Origin of the sequence: Methylobacterium sp. J-030, from assembly GCF_022829545.1 — a bacterium.
GTDB lineage: Bacteria > Pseudomonadota > Alphaproteobacteria > Rhizobiales > Beijerinckiaceae > Methylobacterium.
In genome coordinates, this window is the sequence record NZ_JAKSYM010000363.1 from 1 (window position 1) to 20,473 (window position 20,473).

A 20,473-nucleotide genomic window follows, 5' to 3' on the forward strand; every position below is an offset into this window, starting at 1 on the left:
CTGCCGTCTCAAGCGATTCCAAGCTAGAAAGGCAAGTTGCCGACGCCCAGGCTTACGGCAAAGTTCCCTTTGCCGCACCGGAGGGGGTACGGGGTGATCCCATCCACCCCCTCATCCTGAGGTGCGGCGAAGCCGCCTCGAAGGAGGCCTCCAGGGATCGCGCGGCTGGCTGGAGGGCTCCTTCGAGGCCTCCGCTGCGCTCCGGCACCTCAGGATGAGGTGGTGGATGGGAGGATCCGTATCCGGGGTCGCCGACACCGCGCTGTTCGGTCACGCAAACCCTTGCCACCCACAGGAATTCCAAACGTTGTCCACAGGCCGCGGCAATCCCAGATGATGTCTCCGATGCCGAGCCCGACCGACGCGCAAGCCGACCTGATCGCCTATCTCGACTTCCACGTGGAGGCTGGTGCCGACGCGGCGCTCGACGAGCACCCGCACGACCGCTTCGGCGAGGCCGACACGCCGGCCCCCACCCTGCGCACGGCGCGCCGCGCGGCACCCCGAGCGGTCGAGCAGCCGGCCAGCCCGGTCGCCAACACGCTCGTGCCGCCCCCCGGCTCGGCCCCGCCCGCCGCCGCGCCGCGGACCTTCGGCCGCGCCGCCAGCGCCCAGCCCGACGAGGCGGCCAGCGATGCCCGCGCCCGGGCTCGGCAGGCGAAAAGCCTCGACGAGCTGGAGCGGATCCTCGCGGATTTCGACGCCTGCCCGCTGCGCTTCACGGCGAAAAACCTCGTCTTCGCCGACGGCAATCCGGAGGCGCGGGTGATGTTTCTCGGCGAGGCGCCCGGCGCCGACGAGGACCGGATCGGCAAGCCGTTCATGGGCCGCTCGGGCCAGCTTCTCGACAAGATGATGAAGGCGATCGGGCTCGACCGGACGAGCGCCTATATCGGCAACATCGTGCCCTGGCGACCGCCGGGCAACCGCAACCCGACCCCCCAGGAGGTGGCGGTGTGCCGGCCCTTCGTGGAGCGGCAGATCGAGCTGGTCGATCCCGACCTCATCGTCTGCCTCGGCGCCCCCGCGACCCAGACGCTGACCGGTTCCAAGGACGGCATCCTGCGGACCCGCGGCCGGCTGTTCCCCTACAAGCTGCCGAATCGCGAGGTGAAGCTGCTCGCCACGCTCCACCCGGCCTTCCTGCTGCGCCAGCCCGCGCAGAAGCGCCTGGCATGGCGGGACTTCCGGTCCCTGCGCGCCCTCCTCGACGGGAAAGCTTGACCGCGGAAGCGGAACCGGCTCTCCCCTCCCGCCATTAGAGCTTCGTTCCCGCCGGCGGTTCGCCGCCGTCCGGACAAGACGACGCATACCTCCACGCGTCCCGCCCGCGGCGGCCGGCGCAGCATCGATGGCGGGACCCACCATGCGCTGGGACGATCTACGCAGCTCCGACAACGTCGAGGATCGCCGGGGCGAGGGCGGCGGCGGCGGCGGCATGGGCTTCCCCGGCGGCGGCGCCGGTGGCCTCGGGATCGGCACGATCGTGGTGCTGCTGATCATCAGCTACTTCACGGGCATCAACCCGGCGATCCTGATCGGCGGCGCCCAGCAGATCGGCGGCGGACGCAGCCAGCAGGAGCAGCCCGCCGACCCGCAGACGCAAGCCAAGCGGCGGCAGGCGCCCACCGACGAGAGCGGCCGGTTCGCGTCGAAGATCCTGGGCAACACCGAGGACGTGTGGAGCCAGATCCTGCCGCAGCAGACCGGCAAGCAATACACCCCGACGACCCTGGTGCTCTACACCGGCGGCACCCGTTCGGGCTGCGGCTCGGCCCAGGCCGCGATGGGCCCGTTCTACTGCCCGCTCGACAAGAAGGTCTATCTGGATACGAGCTTCTTCAAGGAGATGGCCTCGAAGTTCGGCGTGAAGGGTGACTTCGCCTACGCCTATGTGATCGCCCACGAGGTCGGCCACCACGTCCAGGACGTGCTCGGCATCCTTGGCAAGGTCCAGGCGCGCCAGCAGCAGGCGTCGAGCAAGACCGAGGCGAACGCCCTGTCGGTGCGGATCGAGCTGATGGCCGATTGCCTCGCGGGCGTCTGGGCCAAGAACTCCAACGACAAGTACGCCGAGCTCGACCAGGGCGACATCGACGAGGCCCTGAACGCCGCCGCCCAGATCGGCGACGACGCCCTGCAGCGGCGCTCGCAGGGCTACGTGGTGCCGGATTCCTTCACCCACGGCTCCTCGGCCCAGCGCCAGCGCTGGTTCTCAGCCGGCTACAAGAGCGGCCAGACCAAGGCGTGCGACACGTTCCGGACGGCGGGGAACTGAGTCTCGGGGACGGGTTCAGGGGCCCGACCACCGGAGCTGCCTCGTCCGCAGGGCGTTGGTCTGAGGTATCCCGATCGCGACCTTCGGCATCGGGATTGACGGGACTGGAAGACTCCCGTCTGGTCCGACCATCGAAGCTCTGGAGATCGCGATGGCATCCCTCGCGGTGACGGCGAAAGGTCAGGTCGCGCTCAGGCGGGATCTGCTGGAGCATCTCGGCGTCAAACCCGGAGAGCGGATCGACGTCGAGAAATTGCCCGGTGGCGAGTTGCGGGTGCGGGCGGCCCGGCCGGTCGGCACCATCGACGATTCCCTCCACGCCCTCGACGGAAAGGTGACGCTGGATAAGCCGCTGACGATCGAGGCCATGAGCGCCATTACCGAAGCGGGCTGGGCCGGCGCGTGAACATCGCCGCCGATACCAATGTCCTAGTGCGCGCGATCTTGGCGGACGACCCCATGCAGGCGCGCGTGGCGCGAAGGCTGCTTCAGGACGCAACCCTGATTGCGGTGCCGCTGCGATGCCTGTGCGCGTTGGTCTGGATCCTCCGGCGCGGGGCCAAGCTCGCGACAGCCGACGTGGCAACCGCGATCCGCGCGCTGCTCAATGCCGGACACGTCTCCCTGAACCGGCCCGCCGTAGAGGCCGGGCTCAGGCTGCTCGATGCCGGAGGCGATTTCGCCGACGGCGTCACCGCCCATGAGGGCCGCTGGCTCGGCGGCGAGACGTTCGTTTCCTTCGACCGGAAGGCTGTCGCGCTGCTGTCCCAGCACGGGGAAGCCACGCGGCTCCTATCCTGAGCGCGGATCCGGCTGGGGCCTGTCCGACACGGGGCCTGTCCGGCCACGCCAGTCCCTGCGAGCTGGCTCGCGTCCATTCATGAGGCCGGCCCCGTCACCCCCGGCTCAACCGCCGCGCGTTGGCCTGGACCTTCCGCCGGTAGCTGCGGATTACCTTGCCGTTCGAGGCGCCTGCGGCGAGCATCAGGGCCGTCTCCCCGGCGGCCATGATCTTCTCGGTCACCATCAGCTGCGCCTCGACTTGGGCGGCCGGGCCGCCGAGGGCGAACATCGCCATGCGCTGCACGATCACCCCCTGGGCCTCGAGGCCCAGCATGGCCATGTCGAGACCCGTCTTCCACCAACCGAACAGCATCGCGTTCCTCATATTGCCGGGGGCAACGGCCGAGCCTGCACTTTAGGTCCCGGGATGCGCCCAGGCCTGCGCCGAACGCAAGCGTTATCCCGCACTGCGGCATCCTGCCTTTGCACCGCCGCGGCCAATGCCGTAAGCGCCCGGGAAACCTCCGGACAGCGCCCGCCCATGATACGCCTGGACAAGATCACCAAGCAGAACGGGCGGCAGCTCGTCTTCATCGAGGCCTCGGCGGCGCTCCAACGGGGCGAGAAGGTCGGGCTGGTCGGCCCGAACGGGGCCGGCAAGACCACCCTGTTCCGGATGATCATCGGCCAGGAGCAGCCCGACGAGGGCCAGGTCTCGGCCGACCGGGGCATCACGATCGGGTATTTCAGCCAGGATGTCGGCGAGATGTCCGGCCGCAGCGTCGTCACCGAGGTGATGGACGGCGCCGGCCCGGTGAGCACGGTCGCGGCCGAACTGGCCGATCTCGGCGCGGCCTTGGCCGACCCGGACCGCGCCGACGAGATGGACGCCCTGGTCGAACGCTACGGCGAGGTCCAGGCCCGGTTCGAGGAGCTCGACGGCTACGCCCTCGAAGGCCGGGCCCGCGAGGTGCTCGACGGCCTGAGCTTCAGCCAGGAGATGATGGAGGGCGATGTCGGTGCCCTCTCGGGCGGCTGGAAGATGCGCGTCGCGCTGGCCCGTATCCTCCTGATGCGCCCGGACGTGATGCTGCTCGACGAGCCGTCCAACCACCTGGATCTGGAGAGCCTGATCTGGCTCGAATCCTTCCTCAAGGCCTATGACGGCGCCCTGCTGATGACCTCGCACGACCGCGAGTTCATGAACCGCATCGTCACCAAGGTGATCGAGATCGACGGCGGCGCGCTCACCACCTACTCGGGCGACTACGCCTTCTACGAGAGCCAGCGGAAGCTCAACGAGGCGCAGCAGCAGGCGCAGTTCGAGCGCCAGCAGGCGATGCTGGCGAAGGAGATCGCCTTCATCGAGCGCTTCAAGGCCCGGGCCTCCCACGCCGCCCAGGTGCAGAGCCGGGTGAAGAAGCTCGACAAGATCGAGCGCGTGGAGCCGCCCCGGCGGCGGCAATCGGTGGCCTTCGAGTTCCAGCCGGCGCCGCGCTCGGGCGACGACGTCGTGATGCTCAAACGGGTGCACAAGCGCTACGGCAGCCGCACGATCTACGAGGGCCTCGACTTCTCGGTGCGGCGCCGGGAGCGCTGGTGCGTGATGGGCATCAACGGCGCCGGCAAGTCGACGCTCCTGAAGCTCGTGACCGGCACCACCGAACCCGACGACGGCTCGGTCACGGTCGGCGGCAGCGTCAAGCTCGGCTACTTCGCCCAGCACGCCATGGACCTGCTCGACGGCGACCGCACCGTGTTCGAGACCCTGGAGGACGCGTTTCCGCAGGCCGGGCAGGGCTCGCTGCGGGCGCTCGCGGGCTGCTTCGGCTTCTCGGGCGACGATGTCGAGAAGCGCTGCCGGGTGCTGTCCGGCGGCGAGAAGGCCCGGCTGGTCATGGCGCTGATGCTCTATGACCCGCCGAACTTCCTCGTGCTCGACGAGCCGACCAACCACCTCGACATGGGCACCAAGGAGATGCTGATCGCGGCGCTCGCCAATTACGAGGGCACGATGCTGTTCGTCTCCCACGACCGGCATTTCCTGGCGGCGCTCTCGAACCGGGTTCTGGAGGTGACGCCGGAGGGCATCCACCAGTATGGCGGAGGCTACACCGAGTACGTCGCCCGCACCGGCCAGGAGGCGCCGGGCCTGCGGAGCTGACGGGCCGCACCGTCATCGCGAGCGCCGCGAAGCGGCCCGGGGCAGCGGGAGGCTGGTCGACGTGGCGCTGGCGGGATTGCTTCGCGGCGTCCGCACGGACGGTGAGGGTTTGGGCCGGACGCCCTGCGACCGGCGCGCCGCTATCCCGCCGGGAGCCTCCGCGCTAGGTTGAGCGGAAACGGCCCTGCGTGAGACGCCGTGCGACGCCTTCTCAAGTTCCTCCACACGATGGGCTCGGCCGGATTGCTCGGGGCGCTGGCCTCCCTGGTGGTCATGCTGGCGCTGACCCCGCTCCCGACCGCCCTGCCCGGCTACGCGGCGATGCGCGGCGCGATGGGGGCTGTCGCCACCTGGGTGTTCCTGCCCGCGCTCGCCGTGACGCTAATGTCGGGCCTGCTCGCCATGGCGGTGACCCGGGCCTACCTCAATGCCGGCTGGGCGTGGCTGAAGCTCGCCACCGGCGTCCTGATGTTCGAGGGTGGGCTGGTCTACGTGCAGGGTCCGATGAAGCAGGAGGCCGCGCTGAGCGCCCGGGCGCTGGCCGGCCACCTCGATCCGGCGGCGCTGGCGGTCTCGCTCCCCGGCGAGCGCGGGACCCTGTGGGTGCTGCTGGTGATCTCGGCCGCCAACGTCGCCCTCGGGATCTGGCGGCCGCGCCTCCTGCGGATCCCGAGCTAGGTCCGAAGCCCCCTACTTGCCGATACAGAAGCCGGCAAACAATCGATCGAGCACGTCGTCGACCCCGACATGACCGGCGACTTCGCCCAGCGCCCGGACGGCGAGGCGAAGGTTTTCGGCGGAGAGTTCCGGCGGCCCGCCGGCCCCGGCGCACAGGCGGTCGAGATGCGCGGCGCAGGCCTCGAGGGCAGCGCGATGGCGTGCCCGGGTGATCAGCGCCTCGCCCTGCCCCAGACCGGCTTCGGCCTGCGCCTGAATGGCGTCGAGGAGGGCATCGAGCCCCCGGCCGGTCTTGACCGAGACTTCCAGGCGGCCGTCCGATCGCGCCTCTTGAAAGCCGGCTAATAGATCGGCCTTGGTCTGCACCGTGAGGACGCGGACGGCGGTGCCGGCGAGGTCGGGTTCCCCGCCCTCCGGAGGCACCAGGGCCAGGACGAGATCGGCGCCTGCGATCCGCGCGCGGGTGCGCCGGATGCCCTCGGCCTCCACGGGTTCGGCCGTGTCGCGAAGCCCCGCGGTATCGACCAGGAGAACCGGCAGGCCGCCCAGATCGAGCCGCACCTCGATCGCGTCCCGCGTGGTGCCGGGCGTATCCGACACGATGGCGACATCCCGGCGGCTCAGTGCATTCAGCAGGGTCGACTTTCCGGCATTGGGCGCGCCGGCCAGCACCACGGTGAACCCGTCGCGCAGCCGCTCGCCCCGGCGCCCGTCGCGCAGGACTTGGGCGATCCGGTCGCGCAGGGAGGCGGCCCGGCAGAACAGCGCGGCGTCGAGGCCCGCATCGTCGACATCGCCCTCGTCGGCGAAATCCAGGGCCGCCTCCGCGGCGGCGAGGCAATCGATCGCCTCCGCGCGCCAGGCGGCGACCTGGCGGCTGAGGGCACCGTCGAGCTGGCGCAGGGCCTGCCGGCGCTGGCCCTCCGTCTCCGCGTCGATCAGGTCGGCGACGGCCTCGGCCTCGGCCAGATCCATCCGGCCGTTGAGCACGGCCCGGCGCGTGAAGGCACCGGGCCCGGCCGCGCGGCACCCCGGCATCCGGGCGAGGGCGGTGAGCACGCCCATTCGCACCGCCGGCCCGCCGTGGAGATGCAGTTCCGCCATATCCTCGCCGCTATAGGTGTTCGGCCCCGGAAGCCAGGCGACGAGCGCCCGGTCGAGCTCGCTCCCGTCGGCCGGGTCCCGGAGCGTCCGCAGGGAGAGCCGGCGGGGCGGCGGCAGGGCTCCGCCCAGGGCCGTGACGACATCCCGGGCGCCCGGCCCGCTGAGGCGGATCACCGCGACGGCGGCCCGGCCGAAGCCGCTGGCGGGGGCGAAGAGGGTTTCGGCGTCAATCATGGCTGCAGCGTCACGCAAGCTTCGCCTTTTTCAGGCCGCGGGCGGGTGTTTCACGTGAAACAGGCCGGCTCCCTATACCCGATCCCGCTGTTGGCCGATCCTGCCGGCGCCGAACCCCGATGCCCCCCCACGGAGGTCAGGATGCACCCGACGCGCCGCACGCTCTGCCGCAGCCTGCTCGCCGCCCCGCTGATCCTGCCGATGCGGCGCGCCGGGGCCGGGGCCGAACCGGACATCGCAGCGATCGAGCGGCGGATCGGCGGCCGGATCGGTGTGGCGGCCGGATCGGCGGACCCAGCCCTCTTGCGCCACCGGGCGGACGAGCGCTTCCCGCTCTGCAGCACCTTCAAGGTCCTGGCCGCCGCGGCGGTCCTGGCGCGGGTCGATGCCGGCGCCGAGCGGCTCGACGCACCGGTCATGTACGGCGCGAGCGACCTTCTGAGTTATGCGCCCGTGACCCGGAAGGCCCTGGAGGCGACCGGCGGTACCGGGCGGCTCTCGGTGAAGGATCTCTGCGCCGCCGCGATCGAATGGAGCGACAACACGGCGGCCAACCTGCTCCTCGCCCGCCTCGGCGGACCCGAGGGCCTGACCGCTTGGCTGCGGCGCATCGGCGATCCCACGACCCGGCTCGATCGCGACGAGCCGACCCTGAACAGCGCGATCCCCGGCGACCCGCGCGACACCACCACCCCGGAGGCGATGCAGGCGACCCTCGGCCGGATCCTATGCGGCTCCGTTCTGGCAGCGGGATCGCGCGACCGTCTGGAGGGCTGGTTGGTCGGAAGCCAGACCGGCCTGAAGCGGCTCCGGGCCGGCCTGCCCGAGGACTGGACCGTCGGCGACAAGACCGGCACCGGCGTCAACGGCACGATCAACGACGTGGCGATCCTGCGACCGCCGGGGCGTGCGCCCGTGACCGTGGCCGTGTACATCACCGGCTCCACGATGCCCGCCGCGGCGATCGAATCGGCCCATGCCGAGATCGGCCGCCTCCTCGCCGCACGGATTACCGCCTGAGGCCAATCCTGCACCGACGCCATGGCCCGATCAGCCCCCAGACGCACCCGGGCGACCCAGGCCCTCGACAAGGCCGGCCTCCGCTACAGCCTCCACGCCTATGACTACGATCCCGATGCCCCGCGCATCGGCCTTCAGGCCGCGGAGGCGCTGGGCGTGCCGCCCGGCCGCGTGCTGAAGACCCTGATGGCCGCGGTCGATGGGTGCACGGTCTGCCTGCTGGTCGCCTCCGACCGGGAGGTCTCGATGAAGCGGGTGGCGGCCGCCTTCTCGGGCAAGGCCGCCGCGATGCTCAAGCCCGCCGATGCCGAGCGGCTGACCGGCTACCATGTCGGCGGCATCAGCCCGCTCGGCCAGAAGCGCCCCGTCCCGACCGCGATCGACGCCGGCTCCCTGGGGGATCCGGGCGCTGAGATCCACGTCAACGGCGGCGGCCGGGGCTTGCAGATCCGGCTGAGCGAGGGGGATCTCGTCGCGGTGCTGCAGGCGCTGGTCGTGCCGCTGACGTGAGGCTGCTGTGCGGCCCCCGAGGAGGAGGCGGTCGAATCGGATCACCCGTCACGCTGCAACAAGGCCCCGTCCGTCGGGGAGGTGATCGCACACGGCTCGCCCCCCGGGTAACCAGCCATTTACCTGGGTTCGCCACGCTGCCGGCCTGCGGCTTGGACGGGTGCGGCATGCGGATGATCGGGCGCAGGGGAACGACGGCGCTCGGATTCGCCCTGCTGCTCGCCGGCCCCGGCGCGGCCGCGGACCTCGACGTCTGGGGGGCCTACGGACCGGAACCCAGCGCCCGCCTCCGCTTCTTCCCGCGCAGCGACGGCGTCGACCGCCCGCCGGTCTACGCCCTGCGGACCCGCCCCGTGCCGGTCGGCTGCACCCCGCGGCGGGCGCCCGTGCCCACCAACGCGCCGGACGATCCGAGCTATGTCGGCTCCGAGTACGGCTTGGCCCATCCGAGCTATTACGGCTTCACGCCGCCGCTCGGCGTCGACGATCCGTTCGGCCGCTCCCTGCTGCCCTACTGCCCCTGATCCCCTCCCCGGCCGCATGCTCCCGGAAGACTTGCGTTGGCAGGCCCAGGCAAGTCTGCTCGGGTCCTTGTGCGGTCGCAGGTCTTCGTCGCAAAACCGGCGGCCACTCTTGCGAGACCTGCTTAGACGGGCGGTCCCGCCCCTCCGGAGCCCGTGCCGTGCCCGATTCCGTTCCCCTGCGCTTCAGCGACCTGGCCGCGCTGCGTCAGTGCACGGCCGCCTGGCGGGCGGCGGGCGAGCGGATCGTCCTGGTGCCGACCATGGGGGCGCTACACCGGGGGCACCTCGCCCTGGTGGCGGAGGCCCGGCGGATCGGCGACCGCGCGGTGGTGAGCATCTTCGTGAACCCGACGCAGTTCGGCCCCACCGAGGATTTCTCGCGCTATCCACGGGATCTCGGAGCCGATCTGGCGCTGCTGGGCGAGGGCGGCACCGCCGCCGCCTGGACGCCCACGGTCGAGACCATGTACCCGCCGGGCTTCGCCACCCGGATCGAGGTCGCGGGGTTGTCCGAGGGGCTGTGCGGCCCGTTCCGGCCCGGCCACTTCGCCGGGGTCGCCACGGTGGTGACCAAGCTTCTCAATCAGGTCCGGCCCGACGTCGCGCTGTTCGGCGAGAAGGATTTCCAGCAGCTCCGGGTGATCCAGCAGGCGGTGGCCGACCTCGACATGCCGGTCGAGATCCGCGGCGTCCCGACCCTGCGCGAGCCCGACGGCCTCGCCCTGTCGTCGCGCAACCGCTACCTGTCGCCGGACGAGCGCGCCGTCGCCCCGAAGCTGCACGCGGTGCTGGCCGAGATCGCCCTCGCCTCGCGCAACGGCACCGGCGTCGCCGGGCGGATCGCCGCCGGACGGGCCGCCCTGGAGGCGGCGGGCTTCCGGGTCCAGTATCTCACGATCTGCGATGCCCGCACCCTGGCGCCGGTCGAGCGGGTGGATGGGCCGGCCCGGGTCCTCGCCGCCGCCTTCCTGGGGCGGACGCGGCTGATCGACAATCTCGCGGTCTGAGCCGACGCGCGCCGGCCTGCCGGGTGCACGACGGCGGCGGGCCGATCGTGCTTCCGGGTTTCCAAAGGGCGGGCCCTTGGGCGGGGTTCGGGGGCGGAGCCCCTGAGAGTCGGGCTCTGCCCTGGACCCGCGAAAGGGCTCGCCCTTTCGAAAGCCATGACTGTACGATGCGGACCGCGCTCAGACCGCCCGGCGCAGGACCGAGCGGAACGGCCGGCGCTCGGGGCCCGGCTCGGTGGGGGGCTCCGGAATGTCGGGCGGCGCGGTCAGCACCTCGGCCCGCACCGGGCGCGGCGCCGCGAAGGCCGCGCCCTGCGCGAAGGGCACGTCGAGGTCGATCAGGTCGGGGATGTCGGCCTCGTCGCTGACGCCGGTGGCGACGAGGCGGATCCCGACCCGCGCCAGGGCCGGGCCCGTGTCCTCGACCGCGATATCCGACAGGCTGCCTCCCGCCTGCGGCCGCAGCAGCATCGCGGCCGGCACCCGGACCTGCCCGATGCCGAGGGCCGCGAACGCCACCGCGTCGAAGCGCAGGTCGTCCGGCCGGTCGAGGCTGAAGCCGATCCGCCCGCGCAAAGGCGTCAGCAGGCCGCGCTGGCCGGCATCGAGGCCGCGCCAGCTCGCCTGCGGCAGGGCGATCACCAGCCCGGCGAGCGATGGATCCTCCGCCACGGTGCGGCCGAGTTCGCGCAGAAGGCCGGGCTCGAACAGCGAGAGCGGCGACAGGCTGTAGGTCAGCAGAGTGTCGCTGCCGCGGCGGGCGAGGTGCCGCACCACCAGGGCGGCCCGCTGCAGCATGCGGCGGTCGAGCTCGGTGGTGCGACCGTCGCGCTCCAGCACCGGCAGGAACGTCTCCGGCTCGGCCGGAGCCGCGGAATCCGGACCGCCGATCCGGAGCCGCGCCAGCGCCTCGTAGGCCACGACCTTGCGCTGGGGCAGGCTGACCACCGGCTGAAGGTGGATCTCCAGCCCGTCCTCCTCGAAGGCCCGGATGATGTCGGCCTCGCGCGCCGGGTCCCGCTCCGGCCGGGGCGGGATCGGCCGGGACTGGACCGGCCGGGGCGGGATCGGCCGCGGCGGGAGCGGGGCGGCGGCCGGCTTTGCGGAAGCAGGGGACTCCAGGGCGGAAGCCTGGAAGGCCGGCGGCTCGAAGGCGGCCGGCTGCCGCGCTGCGGCCGCGGGCTGCGGCGGGTCGGCGGCGGGGAGCGCCGCAGCCATGACCGGCGGCGGCGGGGCCGGCTCGGGCCGGGCCTTGAGGCTCGCGATCTCGGCATCCTGCGTGCTCACCACCGCGGTGAGGTCGCGCACGATGCCCGAGAGCAGGCCGAACTCGACGGTCAGCTCCTCGATCTGGGCCTGGAACGCCGCTGCGCCGGCTTCGGGGCCCGGCTTGGCGGTCTCGACCTTCAGCAGGCGCCGGGACAGGAGATCGACCTCGCCCGACAGTTTCTCGCAGCGTGCCGTCAGGGTCTGGATGCGGGCGAGGGCGAGGCCGGCCGCCGCCGCCGCCACGGCGCCGAGCGTCAGGGCGCTCCAGAGCGGCAGGAACACGGCGAGCGGCCCGAACACGACGAGCCCGATCAGGGCGACCGCCAACAGCCCCGCGTACCGGCCGAGGACCGGGACCATCGTCTGAACACCTGCCGGAATCGCGCGCCGGTCGCCGGGAGGGTCCCGGGCGAAGCCCCGCCGGACGCGAATCGAATCCTCCGATCAATGGCCCGGAGGGGCCGGCACGGCAAGGCCGCGATTCGGCACCGCCGGGCGGGGGGTTGTTAATTCCGTGCGGTGTGACGCCCGTGCCCGCTGGAACGTTGCGGAATCGTCACGGGCCGCCCAATTGCGCGACGCTCCGGGACGGGTTGTGCGCCTTGCAAATGCACGGGTCAGCAAAAGGCGCCATAAAGCGTGGCCATGAGCTCCGTACCTCCGCGTAAGCATCGCCTGCGCACCGTTCTCGGCGCCGGCGCGCTCCTTGCCGTCTGCGGCACGATCGCGTCCCGGGCGGCCGATCTCACCGCTGATCTTCCGCGGCAGGCGCCGGCCTTCACCATGGTCGATCCCAGCACATGGATCGTGACGGTGGGCGGCTCGATCCAGGCGATCCCGCGCTATCCCGGCGCCAGCGACTACACGGCGGTGTTCTATCCCTCGATCGACATCCGGAAGGTGGGCGAGCCGCGCCGCTTCTCGACGCCGGACGACGGCTTCAGCCTGGCGCTGTTCGACAACGGGACCTTCCGGATCGGCCCGACCGCGCGGTTCGTGCCGGGGCGCTATTACGGCGACGACCGGCGGCACCTGTTCGGTTTTCGCGATGCGCGCTTCGCGGTCGAGCCGGGGGTCTTCGCGGAGTTCTACCCGGTCTCCTTCATCCGCACCCGCGTGGAGGCCCGGCAGGGGGTCTACGGCCATCACGGCACGGTCGGCTCCGTGGCGGCCGACTACCTGATCCCGGTGGAAAAATTCCTGTTCTCGATCGGGCCGCGCTTCAACATCGGCGATGCCAGCTACGCGCAGAAGTATTTCGGCGTGTCGCCGGTCGAGGCGGCGCTCAACGGCCGCGTCACCCCGTACGACCCGGCGAGCTTCTACTCGGCCGGCGTGCTCGGCGGCGTGACCTACACGCAGAGCGAGACCTGGGCCTACACGGCCTATGCCGGCTACACCCGCATCCTGGGCGCCTCCGGCGACAGCCCGCTGGTGCGCCGGCCCTTCGGCAATCCGAACCAGTACCAGTTCGGCCTGCGAATCGACTACGCGTTCCGGATGCCGGCGCTGTTCTGATACCGAGCCTTGACGGGCCTGCCCCAGCGCGGTTCGTCCGCGCGAAGGCGCGGCGGCCGTCGCCCGCCGGGCACGGTGATCCCGTCCATGGGTCGGGCTCACCGTGCCTGGGTATGCGCCGCCGCTTGCGCCGGCCGCCCCGAACGCCGACATGTCGGCGACACGGTTCACGGAGGCTCGAATGGACGCGACGCGCGCCGATCTGCTGATGCGGGTCGAAGGCATGACCTGCGACGGCTGCGCCGCCGCGGTGACCCGCACGGTGAAGCGCCTCGACCCCGCGGCCGAGGTCCAGGTGGACCGGCCGGCGGGACGGGTGGCGATCCGCACCGACGCGCAGGCTCTGGCGGTCGCAGACGCCCTCACCAGGGCCGGCTACACGGCCACCGCCATGACGGGCTGAGGCGGCCGGGCTGAGGCGGCGGGCTGGGGCGAGTCAGCTCGCCTACGCGCGGGTCAGGTACATCCCGGTCAGCAGCAGGGCGAAGGCCGCGAGACCGAAGAAACCCTCCTTGCGATGGGTGGTGTCGAGGAAATGGGCGGCCGCGCCGGCCGCACAGCAGGCGGCTCCCAGGCCGATCGTGAGCGAGGACATCGTCGTCTCCCCCACCGCGCGTCGCCGGGCGACGCTGCGAAGCGAAGTCCCCCGGGTGCCTGCCGGACACGGGCGCCCAGCCAGGAATCGGGGACAGGACAGGTTTGCACGCGCGAAACCCTCTGGCAAGACCGATTCATCACGTCTTGATTGATCAACGAAATCCAAAGCGCCGACGTCCATTTCCGACGCATATCCTCGACGTCCAAAATACTGTATTCGCATGCAGACATGGTGAGCCCGGTACGGGGATCGGTCTCGACCTGCGCCGGGACGGACCGTTGACCACCGCGCCTGCCCCCCTTTAGACCCTCCGGCGACCTGCCTGGCCCGCCCCATCGGCCGGCCCGGCGACACGCCTTCAGACCCTGTTCGAGACCCGATGCCCATCCCCTCCCCCGACCGGTTCGATGTCGCGGTCGTCGGCGGCGGCCATGCCGGCGTCGAGGCGGCCGCCGCCGCGGCGCGTTGCGGGGCGCGCACCGCTCTGGTCACGCACGATCCGGCCACGATCGGCACCCTATCGTGCAACCCGGCCATCGGAGGGCTCGGCAAGGGGCACCTCGTGCGCGAGGTCGATGCCCTGGACGGGCTGATGGGTCGGGTCGCGGATGCGGCCGGCATCCAGTTCCGCCTGCTCAACCGCCGGAAGGGTCCGGCCGTCCGCGGACCACGGACCCAGGCGGACCGGAAGCTCTACGCCGCCGCCATGCAGGCGGCCGTCGCCGAAACCCCGGGCCTGACCGTGGTGGCGGGCGCCTGCGAGGATCTGATCCTAGATGCCGAGGGGCACATCCGGGGTCTCGTCCTGGCGGACGGGCGCAGCCTCGCCTGCGGCGCGGTGGTGCTGACCACCGGCACCTTCCTGCGCGGCCTGATCCATATCGGCGCGCGCCAGATCCCCGCCGGCCGGGTCGGCGAGGCGCCCGCCGTCGGACTGGCCCGGACCCTCGACCGCCTCGGCCTGCGTCTCGGCCGCCTGAAGACCGGCACGCCGCCGCGCCTCGACGGCCGGACCATCGACTGGGCCGGCCTGGAGATGCAGGAGGCCGATGCCGAGCCGGTGCCGTTCTCGACGCTCACCGCGCGGATCACCAACCCGCAGATCCGCTGCGGCATCACCCGGACCACGCAGGCCGTCCACGACCTGATCCGCGCCAACCTGCACCGCTCGCCGATGTATTCCGGCGGCATCGCCAGCCGGGGGCCGCGCTACTGCCCGTCGATCGAGGACAAGGTGGTGCGCTTCGGCGACCGCGAGGGCCACCAGATTTTTTTAGAGCCTGAAGGGCTCGATGATCCCACCATCTACCCGAACGGCATCTCCACCGCCCTACCCGAGGCGGTGCAGCACGACCTCGTCCGGCTGATCCCGGGCCTGGAGCAGGTCGAGATCCTGCGGCCGGGCTACGCGATCGAGTACGATTACGTCGATCCCCGGGAACTCGACACGGGGCTGCAGGTGAAGAGCTGTCCCGGCCTGTTCCTGGCCGGCCAGATCAACGGCACCACCGGCTACGAGGAGGCGGCCGGCCAGGGGCTGGTGGCGGGCCTGAACGCCGCGCGCCGGGCGGGCGGGGGTGAGACCGCGACCTTCGATCGGGCCGAATCCTATCTCGGCGTCATGATCGACGACCTCGTGACCCACGGGGTCAGCGAACCCTACCGGATGTTCACCTCGCGCTCGGAGTACCGGCTGTCCCTGCGGGTCGACAACGCCGACGCCCGGCTGACGCCCCGGGGGATCGATCTGGGCTGCGTCGGCCCGGCGCGCGCGGCCCATTTCGCCGCCTCTCAACGCGCCCTCGATACGGCCCGCGACCGACTCGACACCCTGACGTTGACGCCGAGCGAGGCGGCCGCCCACGGGATCAGCCTCAACCGCGACGGCATCCGGCGGACGGCCTTCCAGCTGCTCGCCTATCCGGAGATCGCGTGGCGGGACCTGGCGGCGATCTGGCCGGACCTCGCCGCCGTGCCACCGTTGGTCGCCGACCGGCTCAAGACCGACGCCACCTACGCGGTCTATCTCGACCGGCAGAACGCCGACATCGCGGCCTTTCGCCGGGACGAGGCGGTGCGGCTGCCGACGAGCCTGGATTACGGGGCGATCAGCGGCCTCTCCAACGAGATGCGCACCAAGCTCGAGACCGTGCGGCCGGGCACGCTGGGGCAGGCGGCCCGGATCGAAGGCGTGACCCCCGCAGCCCTGACGCTGCTCGCCGCCCATGCCCGGCGGGGCGAGCGCGTTGCCACGGTGGGCCGGTGATGCGGTTGAGCAGGATGGGGATACCCGCCGGCCCCGGAACTAGGCCCGCGTCATCCCACCCTCTACCTCATCCTGAGGTGCCGGAGCGAAGCGGAGGCCTCGAAGGAGCCCTCCAGAAGCCACTGCGATCCCTGGAGCCCTCCTTCGAGGCGGCTTCGCCGCACCTCAGGATGAGGTCGAGGATGGGATGGCCCGGGACGACCGTCGGCATGGCCAAGGTCTCAACCCATCTATGACCGATCCCGATCGTGCGCGCGTCCTCGCGGACGCGAATGTTTCACGTGAAACAGCCGAGCGCCTCGACCTCTACGTGGCCCAGCTCCGACGCTGGCAGCCGATCAAGAACCTCGTCGGCCCTGCCACCCTGGCGGAGGTCTGGAGCCGGCACATCGACGACGCGCTCCAGCTCCTCGACCTCGCCCCCGGGGCGAAGACGTGGCTGGATCTCGGCTCCGGCGCCGGCATCCCGGGGCTGATCCTCGCCATCGCGGGGGCGGAGCGCGGCATCCGGGTGGATCTCGTCGAGAGCAACGCGCGCAAATGCGCCTTCCTCACCGAGACGGCCCGGCTCACCGGCGCCCCGGCCCGGGTGCGCAACGCCCGGATCGAGGGGGTGATCGGCGAATACGTCGGAACAACCGCGATCGTCTGCGCCCGGGCCCTCGCGCCCCTGCCCCAACTCCTCGCCTGGACGGCGCCATTGTTGAAAACGGGCACCACCGGCCTGTTTCCGAAGGGCCGGGATGCGCAAGCCGAATTGACCCAGGCGGCCGCGCAGTGGACAGTCGTTAACGACCTCGTGCCGAGCCGGACCGATTCCGATGCCCGGATCGTGCGCGTCACCGCCCTCGCCGCCCCGAGTCACCGATGAGCGAAGCCATCCTCGGCGAGCCCGCCGACCGGTCCATGGAGTCTGCCGTGCGTCGCCCCGTGCGTGTCCTGGCGCTGGCCAACCAGAAGGGCGGGGTCGGCAAGACCACGACGGCGATCAACCTCGGCACCGCGCTGGCGGCGATCGGCGAGGACGTGCTGGTGATCGACCTCGATCCGCAGGGAAACGCCTCCACGGGCCTGGGGATCGACCGGGCGAATCGCCGGGTCTCGACCTACGAGGTGATGGCCGGCGAGGCCTCGCTCGCCCAAGCGGTGATCCCCACGGCGGTGCCGCGGCTGTCGATCGCGCCCTCCACCATGGATCTGCTCGGGCTGGAGCTGGAACTCGCCACCCTGCCCGACCGGGCGCACCGCCTGCGCGGCACGCTGAGGAGCCTGACCCAGGCGCCGAGCCTGAGCCGGATCAGCTACGTGCTCATCGACTGCCCGCCCTCGCTCAACCTCCTGACCATCAACGCCCTGGCGGCGGCCGACGCCGTGCTGGTGCCGCTGCAATGTGAGTTCTTCGCCCTGGAGGGCTTGAGCCAATTGCTGCGGACCGTCGAGCAGGTGCGCGGCGCCCTCAACCCGAAATTGACGATTCAGGGCATCGTGCTGACGATGTACGATCCGCGCAACAACCTCTCGGCCCAGGTGGTGGCGGATGTGCGCGGCTTCATGGGCGACAAGGTCTACGAGACCGTGATTCCGCGCAACGTGCGGATCTCGGAGGCCCCCTCGCACGGCAAGCCCGCTCTGCTCTACGATCTGAAATGCGCCGGCAGCCAGGCCTATCTGCGCCTCGCCTCGGAGGTGATCCAGCGCGAGGGCCGGGTCCCGGCGGCGGCCTGACGATAAGTGACGAGCCCCCGACACAAGGGGGCGTGTGGAGCGTGAGACGGGTGGCAAGCATGGCGGAGGAGGGGGCAAGACCCCGGCTGGGGCGCGGTCTCGCCGCGCTGATCGGCGATTTCGGCGATGCCGGGCCGGCGCCCGCGAAGGTCGAGGGGCAGCGCAAGGTCGCCATCGAGTTCCTGCGGCCCAACCCGCGCAACCCGCGGCGCGGCTTCGGTGAGGTGGAACTCGCCGAACTCGCGACCTCGATCACCCAGCGCGGCCTGATCCAGCCGATCGTGGTCCGCCCGATCGGCGACGTGCCGGGGACGTTCGAGATCGTGGCCGGCGAGCGGCGCTGGCGCGCGGCCCAGCGGGCTGGGCTCGACGAGGTGCCGGTGGTGGTGGTCGAGATCGACGACCGCGCCTCCCTGGAATTCGCCATCCTGGAGAACGTCCAGCGCAGCGACCTGAACCCGATCGAGGAAGCTTCGGGCTACGAGCGCCTGATGCAGGACTTCTCGTACACGCAGCGCGATCTCGCCGAGATCCTGGGCAAGAGCCGCAGCCACCTCGCCAACACCCTGCGCCTCCTGAACCTGCCGCCGGCCGTGCAGGACCGCCTCTCCGCGGGCGAGCTGACCGCCGGCCATGCCCGCGCTCTGCTGTCGGTGAAGGATCCGGAGGGCCTGGCCCGCCGGGTCGTGGCCGAGGGCCTGTCGGTGCGGCAGGTGGAGGCCCTGGCCTCGGCCGAGGCCGAGCCGTCCGAGACCCCCCGCCCCGGCCGCCCGCGCCTCTCCGCCGAGCGCACCGCGCCGGTGCGTGATCTTGAGCTGCGAATCCGGCGGGCGCTGGGCGTCGAGGTGTCCTACCGGCCGAAGGACGAGGCTTCGGGGGAGATCCGGATCCGCTACGAGACCCAGGACGAGCTGCAGGGGCTACTCAACCGGTTCAAGGTCTCGGACGGCTGACGGGGAGCTCGGGTTTCTCGAGGGGCCTGCCTACCCATGGGAGCGCGCCCTTTTCCCGGACGCCTGGAACGCAGTGGAAGGTGATCCGGGACCCAGCATACGAAGCGTCGCGGAGCGGCACCGAATATGGACGCTTCGCGGCTTCTCGCGCTGGATCCCGGGTCGCATTCCGCTGGCGCTGCATGCGCCCGGGAAAGGGCTGGTGCTCAAACGTATCCGCAAGGCACCCCAAACGTCCCTACCGCCGCCGGCGAGCGCCCGCCTCGGCGACCCGCAGCAGGGCCGCGGAGGCCAGCGCATGGGCCAGTTCCGGCTCGGCCCGGCGGCAGGCCAGGACGGCCGCCTGCAGAGCCACCGCGGCCTGCCGCAGGGTGGCGGGTCCCCAGGTGCCGAGCTGCCCCTCCAGGCTGGCCTTGCGCTTGAAATGCAGGCCCCGCCACGTCGCCACCATCAGGGCGGGCGTCTTATCGGGGTTGTCCAGGCGCGTCGTCAGCAGCGTCAGGGCATGCCGCAGGGCCGAGCCCAGCACCACGCCCGGATCCAGGCCCTCGTGCCGGAACCGCCGGTAGTCGCGCTCCACGGCCTCCCGGCGCCCGTCGAAGGCCGCGTCGATCAGGGTGTTGAGCACGCTCGCCGCCACGTCGCTGGTGATGGCTTCCACGTGATCGAGCGTCACGGTGCCCTCCCCCGCGGCGTAGAGGGCGAGCTTCTCGATCTCCATCAGGCTCGCCCGGCGGTCGCCGCCGAGGCTCCGCGCGAGCACCTCCCGGGCGGCCCGGTCGATCCGCAGGCCGCGCTCCTGAAGGGTCCGGTCGATCAGGTCGGCCAGCGTGCGCTCGTCGTCGGCGTAGCAGGGAATCGCCAGCGCCTTGGGCGACCGCTCGCAGAGGGTGCGCAGCGGGTTGTTCTTGGCGAGGTCGCCCCCCTCCACCACGATGCGCGCGTCGGCCACCGGCGCCCCCAGCACCGCCTCGACGGCCGGCGCGTAGTTGCGGGTTCCGGGCCGGACCCAGATCGACCGGCGGCCGCCGAACAGGCCCATCGTGCCGGCCTCGTCGCAGAGGCGGCCCGGATCGGACGCCAGCGCGTCGCCGTCGATCCGCACCAGCGCGAAGGGATCGGCCGGGTCGGGGACGAAATCCTCGGCGAGCTTGCGGGCGCGCTCGGTCACCAGACCGGTGTCGGGCCCGTAGACGAGGATCACCGGGATTCGCGGGTCGGGCCCGCGCCGGATCAGCCCCTCGATCTCACCGGCCTTGACGGCGACCATGTCGGCCTACGGCTTGGTCGACAGCACGGCGGCCAGCCGGCTCTTGATCTGGTCGGAGAGCACGCTGGCGAGCCGGATCTCGGCGTCGCGCGCCGCCCGCTGGCTGGCGAAGCGCTGGACGGACCGGTCGTAGGTCGCGGTCGAGGTCGCCACGCCCTCGGTGTAGACCTTGGTGCCCGACATGTCCTCCAGGCTGTACTTGATGTTGGCCACCAGGGTGCCGGCCTCGGCCCGGCCGGTGGTGGAGGAGACGATCGGGGTCTGCACGATCTCGGAGCCCGAGAGCTTCAGCCGGTAGGTCTTGGTCGCGGGCTGGCCCGAGCCGTCGAGGTCGAACACCAGCTCGCTGCGCAGGTAGTGGCCGAGCCGCTCCTGGCCCTGGGCCATCGCCACGTCGTCGACCTGCACGGAGGCCAGCAGCGCCTGGACCGGCACGCCGGAGGCGGTCGGCCCGTAGAGGGGGCGGAAGCAAGCCGACAGGCTCAGCGCAAGACCGCCCACGCAGGCGAGGCGTGTGATCCGCCCCGCACCCGATACGCCCGAACCCGCCATCACGCCGCCGTTCCGCCCCG

At 71.7% G+C, this 20,473-nt stretch carries 22 protein-coding genes; 16 read left to right on the forward strand and 6 right to left on the reverse strand.

Features of this window, described 5'->3' with window-relative positions:
- Positions 1–345 precede the first annotated feature (345 nt).
- The 4 genes from MKK75_RS28500 (at position 346) to MKK75_RS28515 (ending at position 3,079) form a co-directional block, all read left to right on the forward strand.
- Positions 346–1,224 (forward strand): uracil-DNA glycosylase family protein, encoded by an 879-nt coding sequence (locus tag MKK75_RS28500; protein WP_244045852.1) that lies wholly within the window; start codon positions 346–348, stop codon positions 1,222–1,224.
- A gap of 142 nt (positions 1,225–1,366) precedes the next feature.
- Positions 1,367–2,278, forward strand: a complete 912-nt coding sequence (locus MKK75_RS28505) for a neutral zinc metallopeptidase (protein WP_244045900.1) — start codon at positions 1,367–1,369, stop codon at positions 2,276–2,278.
- Between the two features lie 151 nt (positions 2,279–2,429).
- Complete coding sequence (locus MKK75_RS28510; protein ID WP_244045853.1) at positions 2,430–2,684, forward strand: AbrB/MazE/SpoVT family DNA-binding domain-containing protein; 255 nt, start codon at positions 2,430–2,432, stop codon at positions 2,682–2,684.
- Entirely contained in the window at positions 2,681–3,079 is a 399-nt protein-coding gene (locus MKK75_RS28515; protein ID WP_244045854.1) for a type II toxin-antitoxin system VapC family toxin, read from the forward strand. Before MKK75_RS28510 ends, MKK75_RS28515 begins: the two co-directional genes overlap by 4 nt.
- A gap of 94 nt (positions 3,080–3,173) precedes the next feature.
- Here MKK75_RS28515 and MKK75_RS28520 read toward each other — a convergent pair whose 3' ends face one another.
- Positions 3,174–3,434 carry a hypothetical protein gene (locus MKK75_RS28520; protein WP_244045855.1) on the reverse strand — a complete coding sequence of 87 codons (261 nt, stop codon included), beginning with the start codon at positions 3,432–3,434 and terminating at the stop codon, positions 3,174–3,176.
- Between the two features lie 168 nt (positions 3,435–3,602).
- On the opposite strand from MKK75_RS28520, the gene MKK75_RS28525 reads away from it, so the two are divergent.
- Entirely contained in the window at positions 3,603–5,225 is a 1,623-nt protein-coding gene (locus MKK75_RS28525) for an ABC-F family ATP-binding cassette domain-containing protein (RefSeq protein ID WP_244045856.1), read from the forward strand.
- Between the two features lie 198 nt (positions 5,226–5,423).
- The gene (locus MKK75_RS28530) at positions 5,424–5,903 is read left to right on the forward strand and encodes a hypothetical protein (RefSeq protein ID WP_244045857.1); all 480 of its coding nucleotides are present in this window, start codon (positions 5,424–5,426) and stop codon (positions 5,901–5,903) included.
- 12 nt (positions 5,904–5,915) lie between these two features.
- On the opposite strand, the gene mnmE is transcribed toward MKK75_RS28530, so the two are convergent.
- On the reverse strand, positions 5,916–7,241 hold the full coding sequence (mnmE, locus tag MKK75_RS28535; RefSeq protein WP_244045858.1) for a tRNA uridine-5-carboxymethylaminomethyl(34) synthesis GTPase MnmE: 1,326 nt from the start codon (positions 7,239–7,241) through the stop codon (positions 5,916–5,918).
- A 141-nt stretch (positions 7,242–7,382) separates the two neighbouring features.
- Between mnmE and bla the strand changes: the two genes are divergently transcribed.
- From bla to panC, 4 genes are all read left to right on the forward strand, one after another.
- Positions 7,383–8,261 carry a class A beta-lactamase gene (gene bla, locus MKK75_RS28540; protein ID WP_244045859.1) on the forward strand — a complete coding sequence of 293 codons (879 nt, stop codon included), beginning with the start codon at positions 7,383–7,385 and terminating at the stop codon, positions 8,259–8,261.
- 21 nt (positions 8,262–8,282) lie between these two features.
- Positions 8,283–8,771, forward strand: coding sequence for a YbaK/EbsC family protein (locus MKK75_RS28545; RefSeq protein ID WP_244045860.1), 489 nt, complete (start codon positions 8,283–8,285; stop codon positions 8,769–8,771).
- A 167-nt stretch (positions 8,772–8,938) separates the two neighbouring features.
- Entirely contained in the window at positions 8,939–9,295 is a 357-nt protein-coding gene (locus MKK75_RS28550) for a hypothetical protein (RefSeq protein WP_244045861.1), read from the forward strand.
- Positions 9,296–9,453: 158 nt separating this feature from the next.
- Positions 9,454–10,302, forward strand: coding sequence for a pantoate--beta-alanine ligase (gene panC / locus MKK75_RS28555; RefSeq protein ID WP_244045862.1), 849 nt, complete (start codon positions 9,454–9,456; stop codon positions 10,300–10,302).
- A gap of 180 nt (positions 10,303–10,482) precedes the next feature.
- On the opposite strand, the gene MKK75_RS28560 is transcribed toward panC, so the two are convergent.
- The gene (locus MKK75_RS28560; RefSeq protein WP_244045863.1) at positions 10,483–11,931 is read right to left on the reverse strand and encodes an EAL domain-containing protein; all 1,449 of its coding nucleotides are present in this window, start codon (positions 11,929–11,931) and stop codon (positions 10,483–10,485) included.
- Positions 11,932–12,216: 285 nt separating this feature from the next.
- On the opposite strand from MKK75_RS28560, the gene MKK75_RS28565 reads away from it, so the two are divergent.
- Together MKK75_RS28565 and MKK75_RS28570 are read left to right on the forward strand one after the other, a co-directional pair.
- Positions 12,217–13,089: a MipA/OmpV family protein gene (locus MKK75_RS28565; RefSeq protein WP_244045864.1), complete on the forward strand. Its 873-nt coding sequence runs from the start codon at positions 12,217–12,219 to the stop codon at positions 13,087–13,089.
- Positions 13,090–13,270: 181 nt separating this feature from the next.
- Entirely contained in the window at positions 13,271–13,492 is a 222-nt protein-coding gene (locus tag MKK75_RS28570; protein ID WP_244045865.1) for a heavy-metal-associated domain-containing protein, read from the forward strand.
- A 42-nt stretch (positions 13,493–13,534) separates the two neighbouring features.
- On the opposite strand, the gene MKK75_RS28575 is transcribed toward MKK75_RS28570, so the two are convergent.
- Positions 13,535–13,684 carry a hypothetical protein gene (locus MKK75_RS28575; protein WP_244045866.1) on the reverse strand — a complete coding sequence of 50 codons (150 nt, stop codon included), beginning with the start codon at positions 13,682–13,684 and terminating at the stop codon, positions 13,535–13,537.
- Positions 13,685–14,066: 382 nt separating this feature from the next.
- Here MKK75_RS28575 and mnmG point away from each other — a divergent pair, with 382 nt between their 5' ends.
- From mnmG to MKK75_RS28595, 4 genes are all read left to right on the forward strand, one after another.
- On the forward strand, positions 14,067–15,953 hold the full coding sequence (mnmG, locus tag MKK75_RS28580; RefSeq protein ID WP_244045867.1) for a tRNA uridine-5-carboxymethylaminomethyl(34) synthesis enzyme MnmG: 1,887 nt from the start codon (positions 14,067–14,069) through the stop codon (positions 15,951–15,953).
- Between the two features lie 232 nt (positions 15,954–16,185).
- Positions 16,186–16,824, forward strand: a complete 639-nt coding sequence (gene rsmG, locus MKK75_RS28585; RefSeq protein ID WP_244045868.1) for a 16S rRNA (guanine(527)-N(7))-methyltransferase RsmG — start codon at positions 16,186–16,188, stop codon at positions 16,822–16,824.
- Positions 16,821–17,678 carry a ParA family protein gene (locus tag MKK75_RS28590; RefSeq protein ID WP_279594203.1) on the forward strand — a complete coding sequence of 286 codons (858 nt, stop codon included), beginning with the start codon at positions 16,821–16,823 and terminating at the stop codon, positions 17,676–17,678. Before rsmG ends, MKK75_RS28590 begins: the two co-directional genes overlap by 4 nt.
- A 59-nt stretch (positions 17,679–17,737) precedes the next feature.
- On the forward strand, positions 17,738–18,631 hold the full coding sequence (locus tag MKK75_RS28595; RefSeq protein ID WP_244045869.1) for a ParB/RepB/Spo0J family partition protein: 894 nt from the start codon (positions 17,738–17,740) through the stop codon (positions 18,629–18,631).
- 238 nt (positions 18,632–18,869) lie between these two features.
- Here the strand turns inward: MKK75_RS28595 and holA are convergent, their stop codons facing one another.
- Positions 18,870–19,901, reverse strand: a complete 1,032-nt coding sequence (gene holA, locus MKK75_RS28600; protein ID WP_244045870.1) for a DNA polymerase III subunit delta — start codon at positions 19,899–19,901, stop codon at positions 18,870–18,872.
- Between the two features lie 6 nt (positions 19,902–19,907).
- The gene (lptE, locus tag MKK75_RS28605) at positions 19,908–20,453 is read right to left on the reverse strand and encodes an LPS assembly lipoprotein LptE (RefSeq protein WP_244045871.1); all 546 of its coding nucleotides are present in this window, start codon (positions 20,451–20,453) and stop codon (positions 19,908–19,910) included.
- Positions 20,454–20,473 lie beyond the last annotated feature (20 nt).

What these genes read in the sequence shown, in the direction of transcription:
- MKK75_RS28500 (WP_244045852.1), top strand. Translation starts at nt 346, where the DNA reads ATGCCGAGCCCGACCGACGCGCAAGCCGACCTGATCGCCTATCTCGAC.
- MKK75_RS28505 (WP_244045900.1), top strand. Translation starts at nt 1,367, where the DNA reads ATGCGCTGGGACGATCTACGCAGCTCCGACAACGTCGAGGATCGCCGG.
- MKK75_RS28510 (WP_244045853.1), top strand. Translation starts at nt 2,430, where the DNA reads ATGGCATCCCTCGCGGTGACGGCGAAAGGTCAGGTCGCGCTCAGGCGG.
- MKK75_RS28520 (WP_244045855.1), bottom strand. Translation starts at nt 3,434, where the DNA reads ATGCTGTTCGGTTGGTGGAAGACGGGTCTCGACATGGCCATGCTGGGC.
- MKK75_RS28525 (WP_244045856.1), top strand. Translation starts at nt 3,603, where the DNA reads ATGATACGCCTGGACAAGATCACCAAGCAGAACGGGCGGCAGCTCGTC.
- mnmE (WP_244045858.1), bottom strand. Translation starts at nt 7,241, where the DNA reads ATGATTGACGCCGAAACCCTCTTCGCCCCCGCCAGCGGCTTCGGCCGG.
- bla (WP_244045859.1), top strand. Translation starts at nt 7,383, where the DNA reads ATGCACCCGACGCGCCGCACGCTCTGCCGCAGCCTGCTCGCCGCCCCG.
- MKK75_RS28545 (WP_244045860.1), top strand. Translation starts at nt 8,283, where the DNA reads ATGGCCCGATCAGCCCCCAGACGCACCCGGGCGACCCAGGCCCTCGAC.
- MKK75_RS28550 (WP_244045861.1), top strand. Translation starts at nt 8,939, where the DNA reads ATGCGGATGATCGGGCGCAGGGGAACGACGGCGCTCGGATTCGCCCTG.
- MKK75_RS28560 (WP_244045863.1), bottom strand. Translation starts at nt 11,931, where the DNA reads ATGGTCCCGGTCCTCGGCCGGTACGCGGGGCTGTTGGCGGTCGCCCTG.
- MKK75_RS28565 (WP_244045864.1), top strand. Translation starts at nt 12,217, where the DNA reads ATGAGCTCCGTACCTCCGCGTAAGCATCGCCTGCGCACCGTTCTCGGC.
- MKK75_RS28570 (WP_244045865.1), top strand. Translation starts at nt 13,271, where the DNA reads ATGGACGCGACGCGCGCCGATCTGCTGATGCGGGTCGAAGGCATGACC.
- MKK75_RS28575 (WP_244045866.1), bottom strand. Translation starts at nt 13,684, where the DNA reads ATGTCCTCGCTCACGATCGGCCTGGGAGCCGCCTGCTGTGCGGCCGGC.
- mnmG (WP_244045867.1), top strand. Translation starts at nt 14,067, where the DNA reads ATGCCCATCCCCTCCCCCGACCGGTTCGATGTCGCGGTCGTCGGCGGC.
- rsmG (WP_244045868.1), top strand. Translation starts at nt 16,186, where the DNA reads ATGACCGATCCCGATCGTGCGCGCGTCCTCGCGGACGCGAATGTTTCA.
- MKK75_RS28590 (WP_279594203.1), top strand. Translation starts at nt 16,821, where the DNA reads ATGAGCGAAGCCATCCTCGGCGAGCCCGCCGACCGGTCCATGGAGTCT.
- MKK75_RS28595 (WP_244045869.1), top strand. Translation starts at nt 17,738, where the DNA reads ATGGCGGAGGAGGGGGCAAGACCCCGGCTGGGGCGCGGTCTCGCCGCG.
- holA (WP_244045870.1), bottom strand. Translation starts at nt 19,901, where the DNA reads ATGGTCGCCGTCAAGGCCGGTGAGATCGAGGGGCTGATCCGGCGCGGG.
- lptE (WP_244045871.1), bottom strand. Translation starts at nt 20,453, where the DNA reads ATGGCGGGTTCGGGCGTATCGGGTGCGGGGCGGATCACACGCCTCGCC.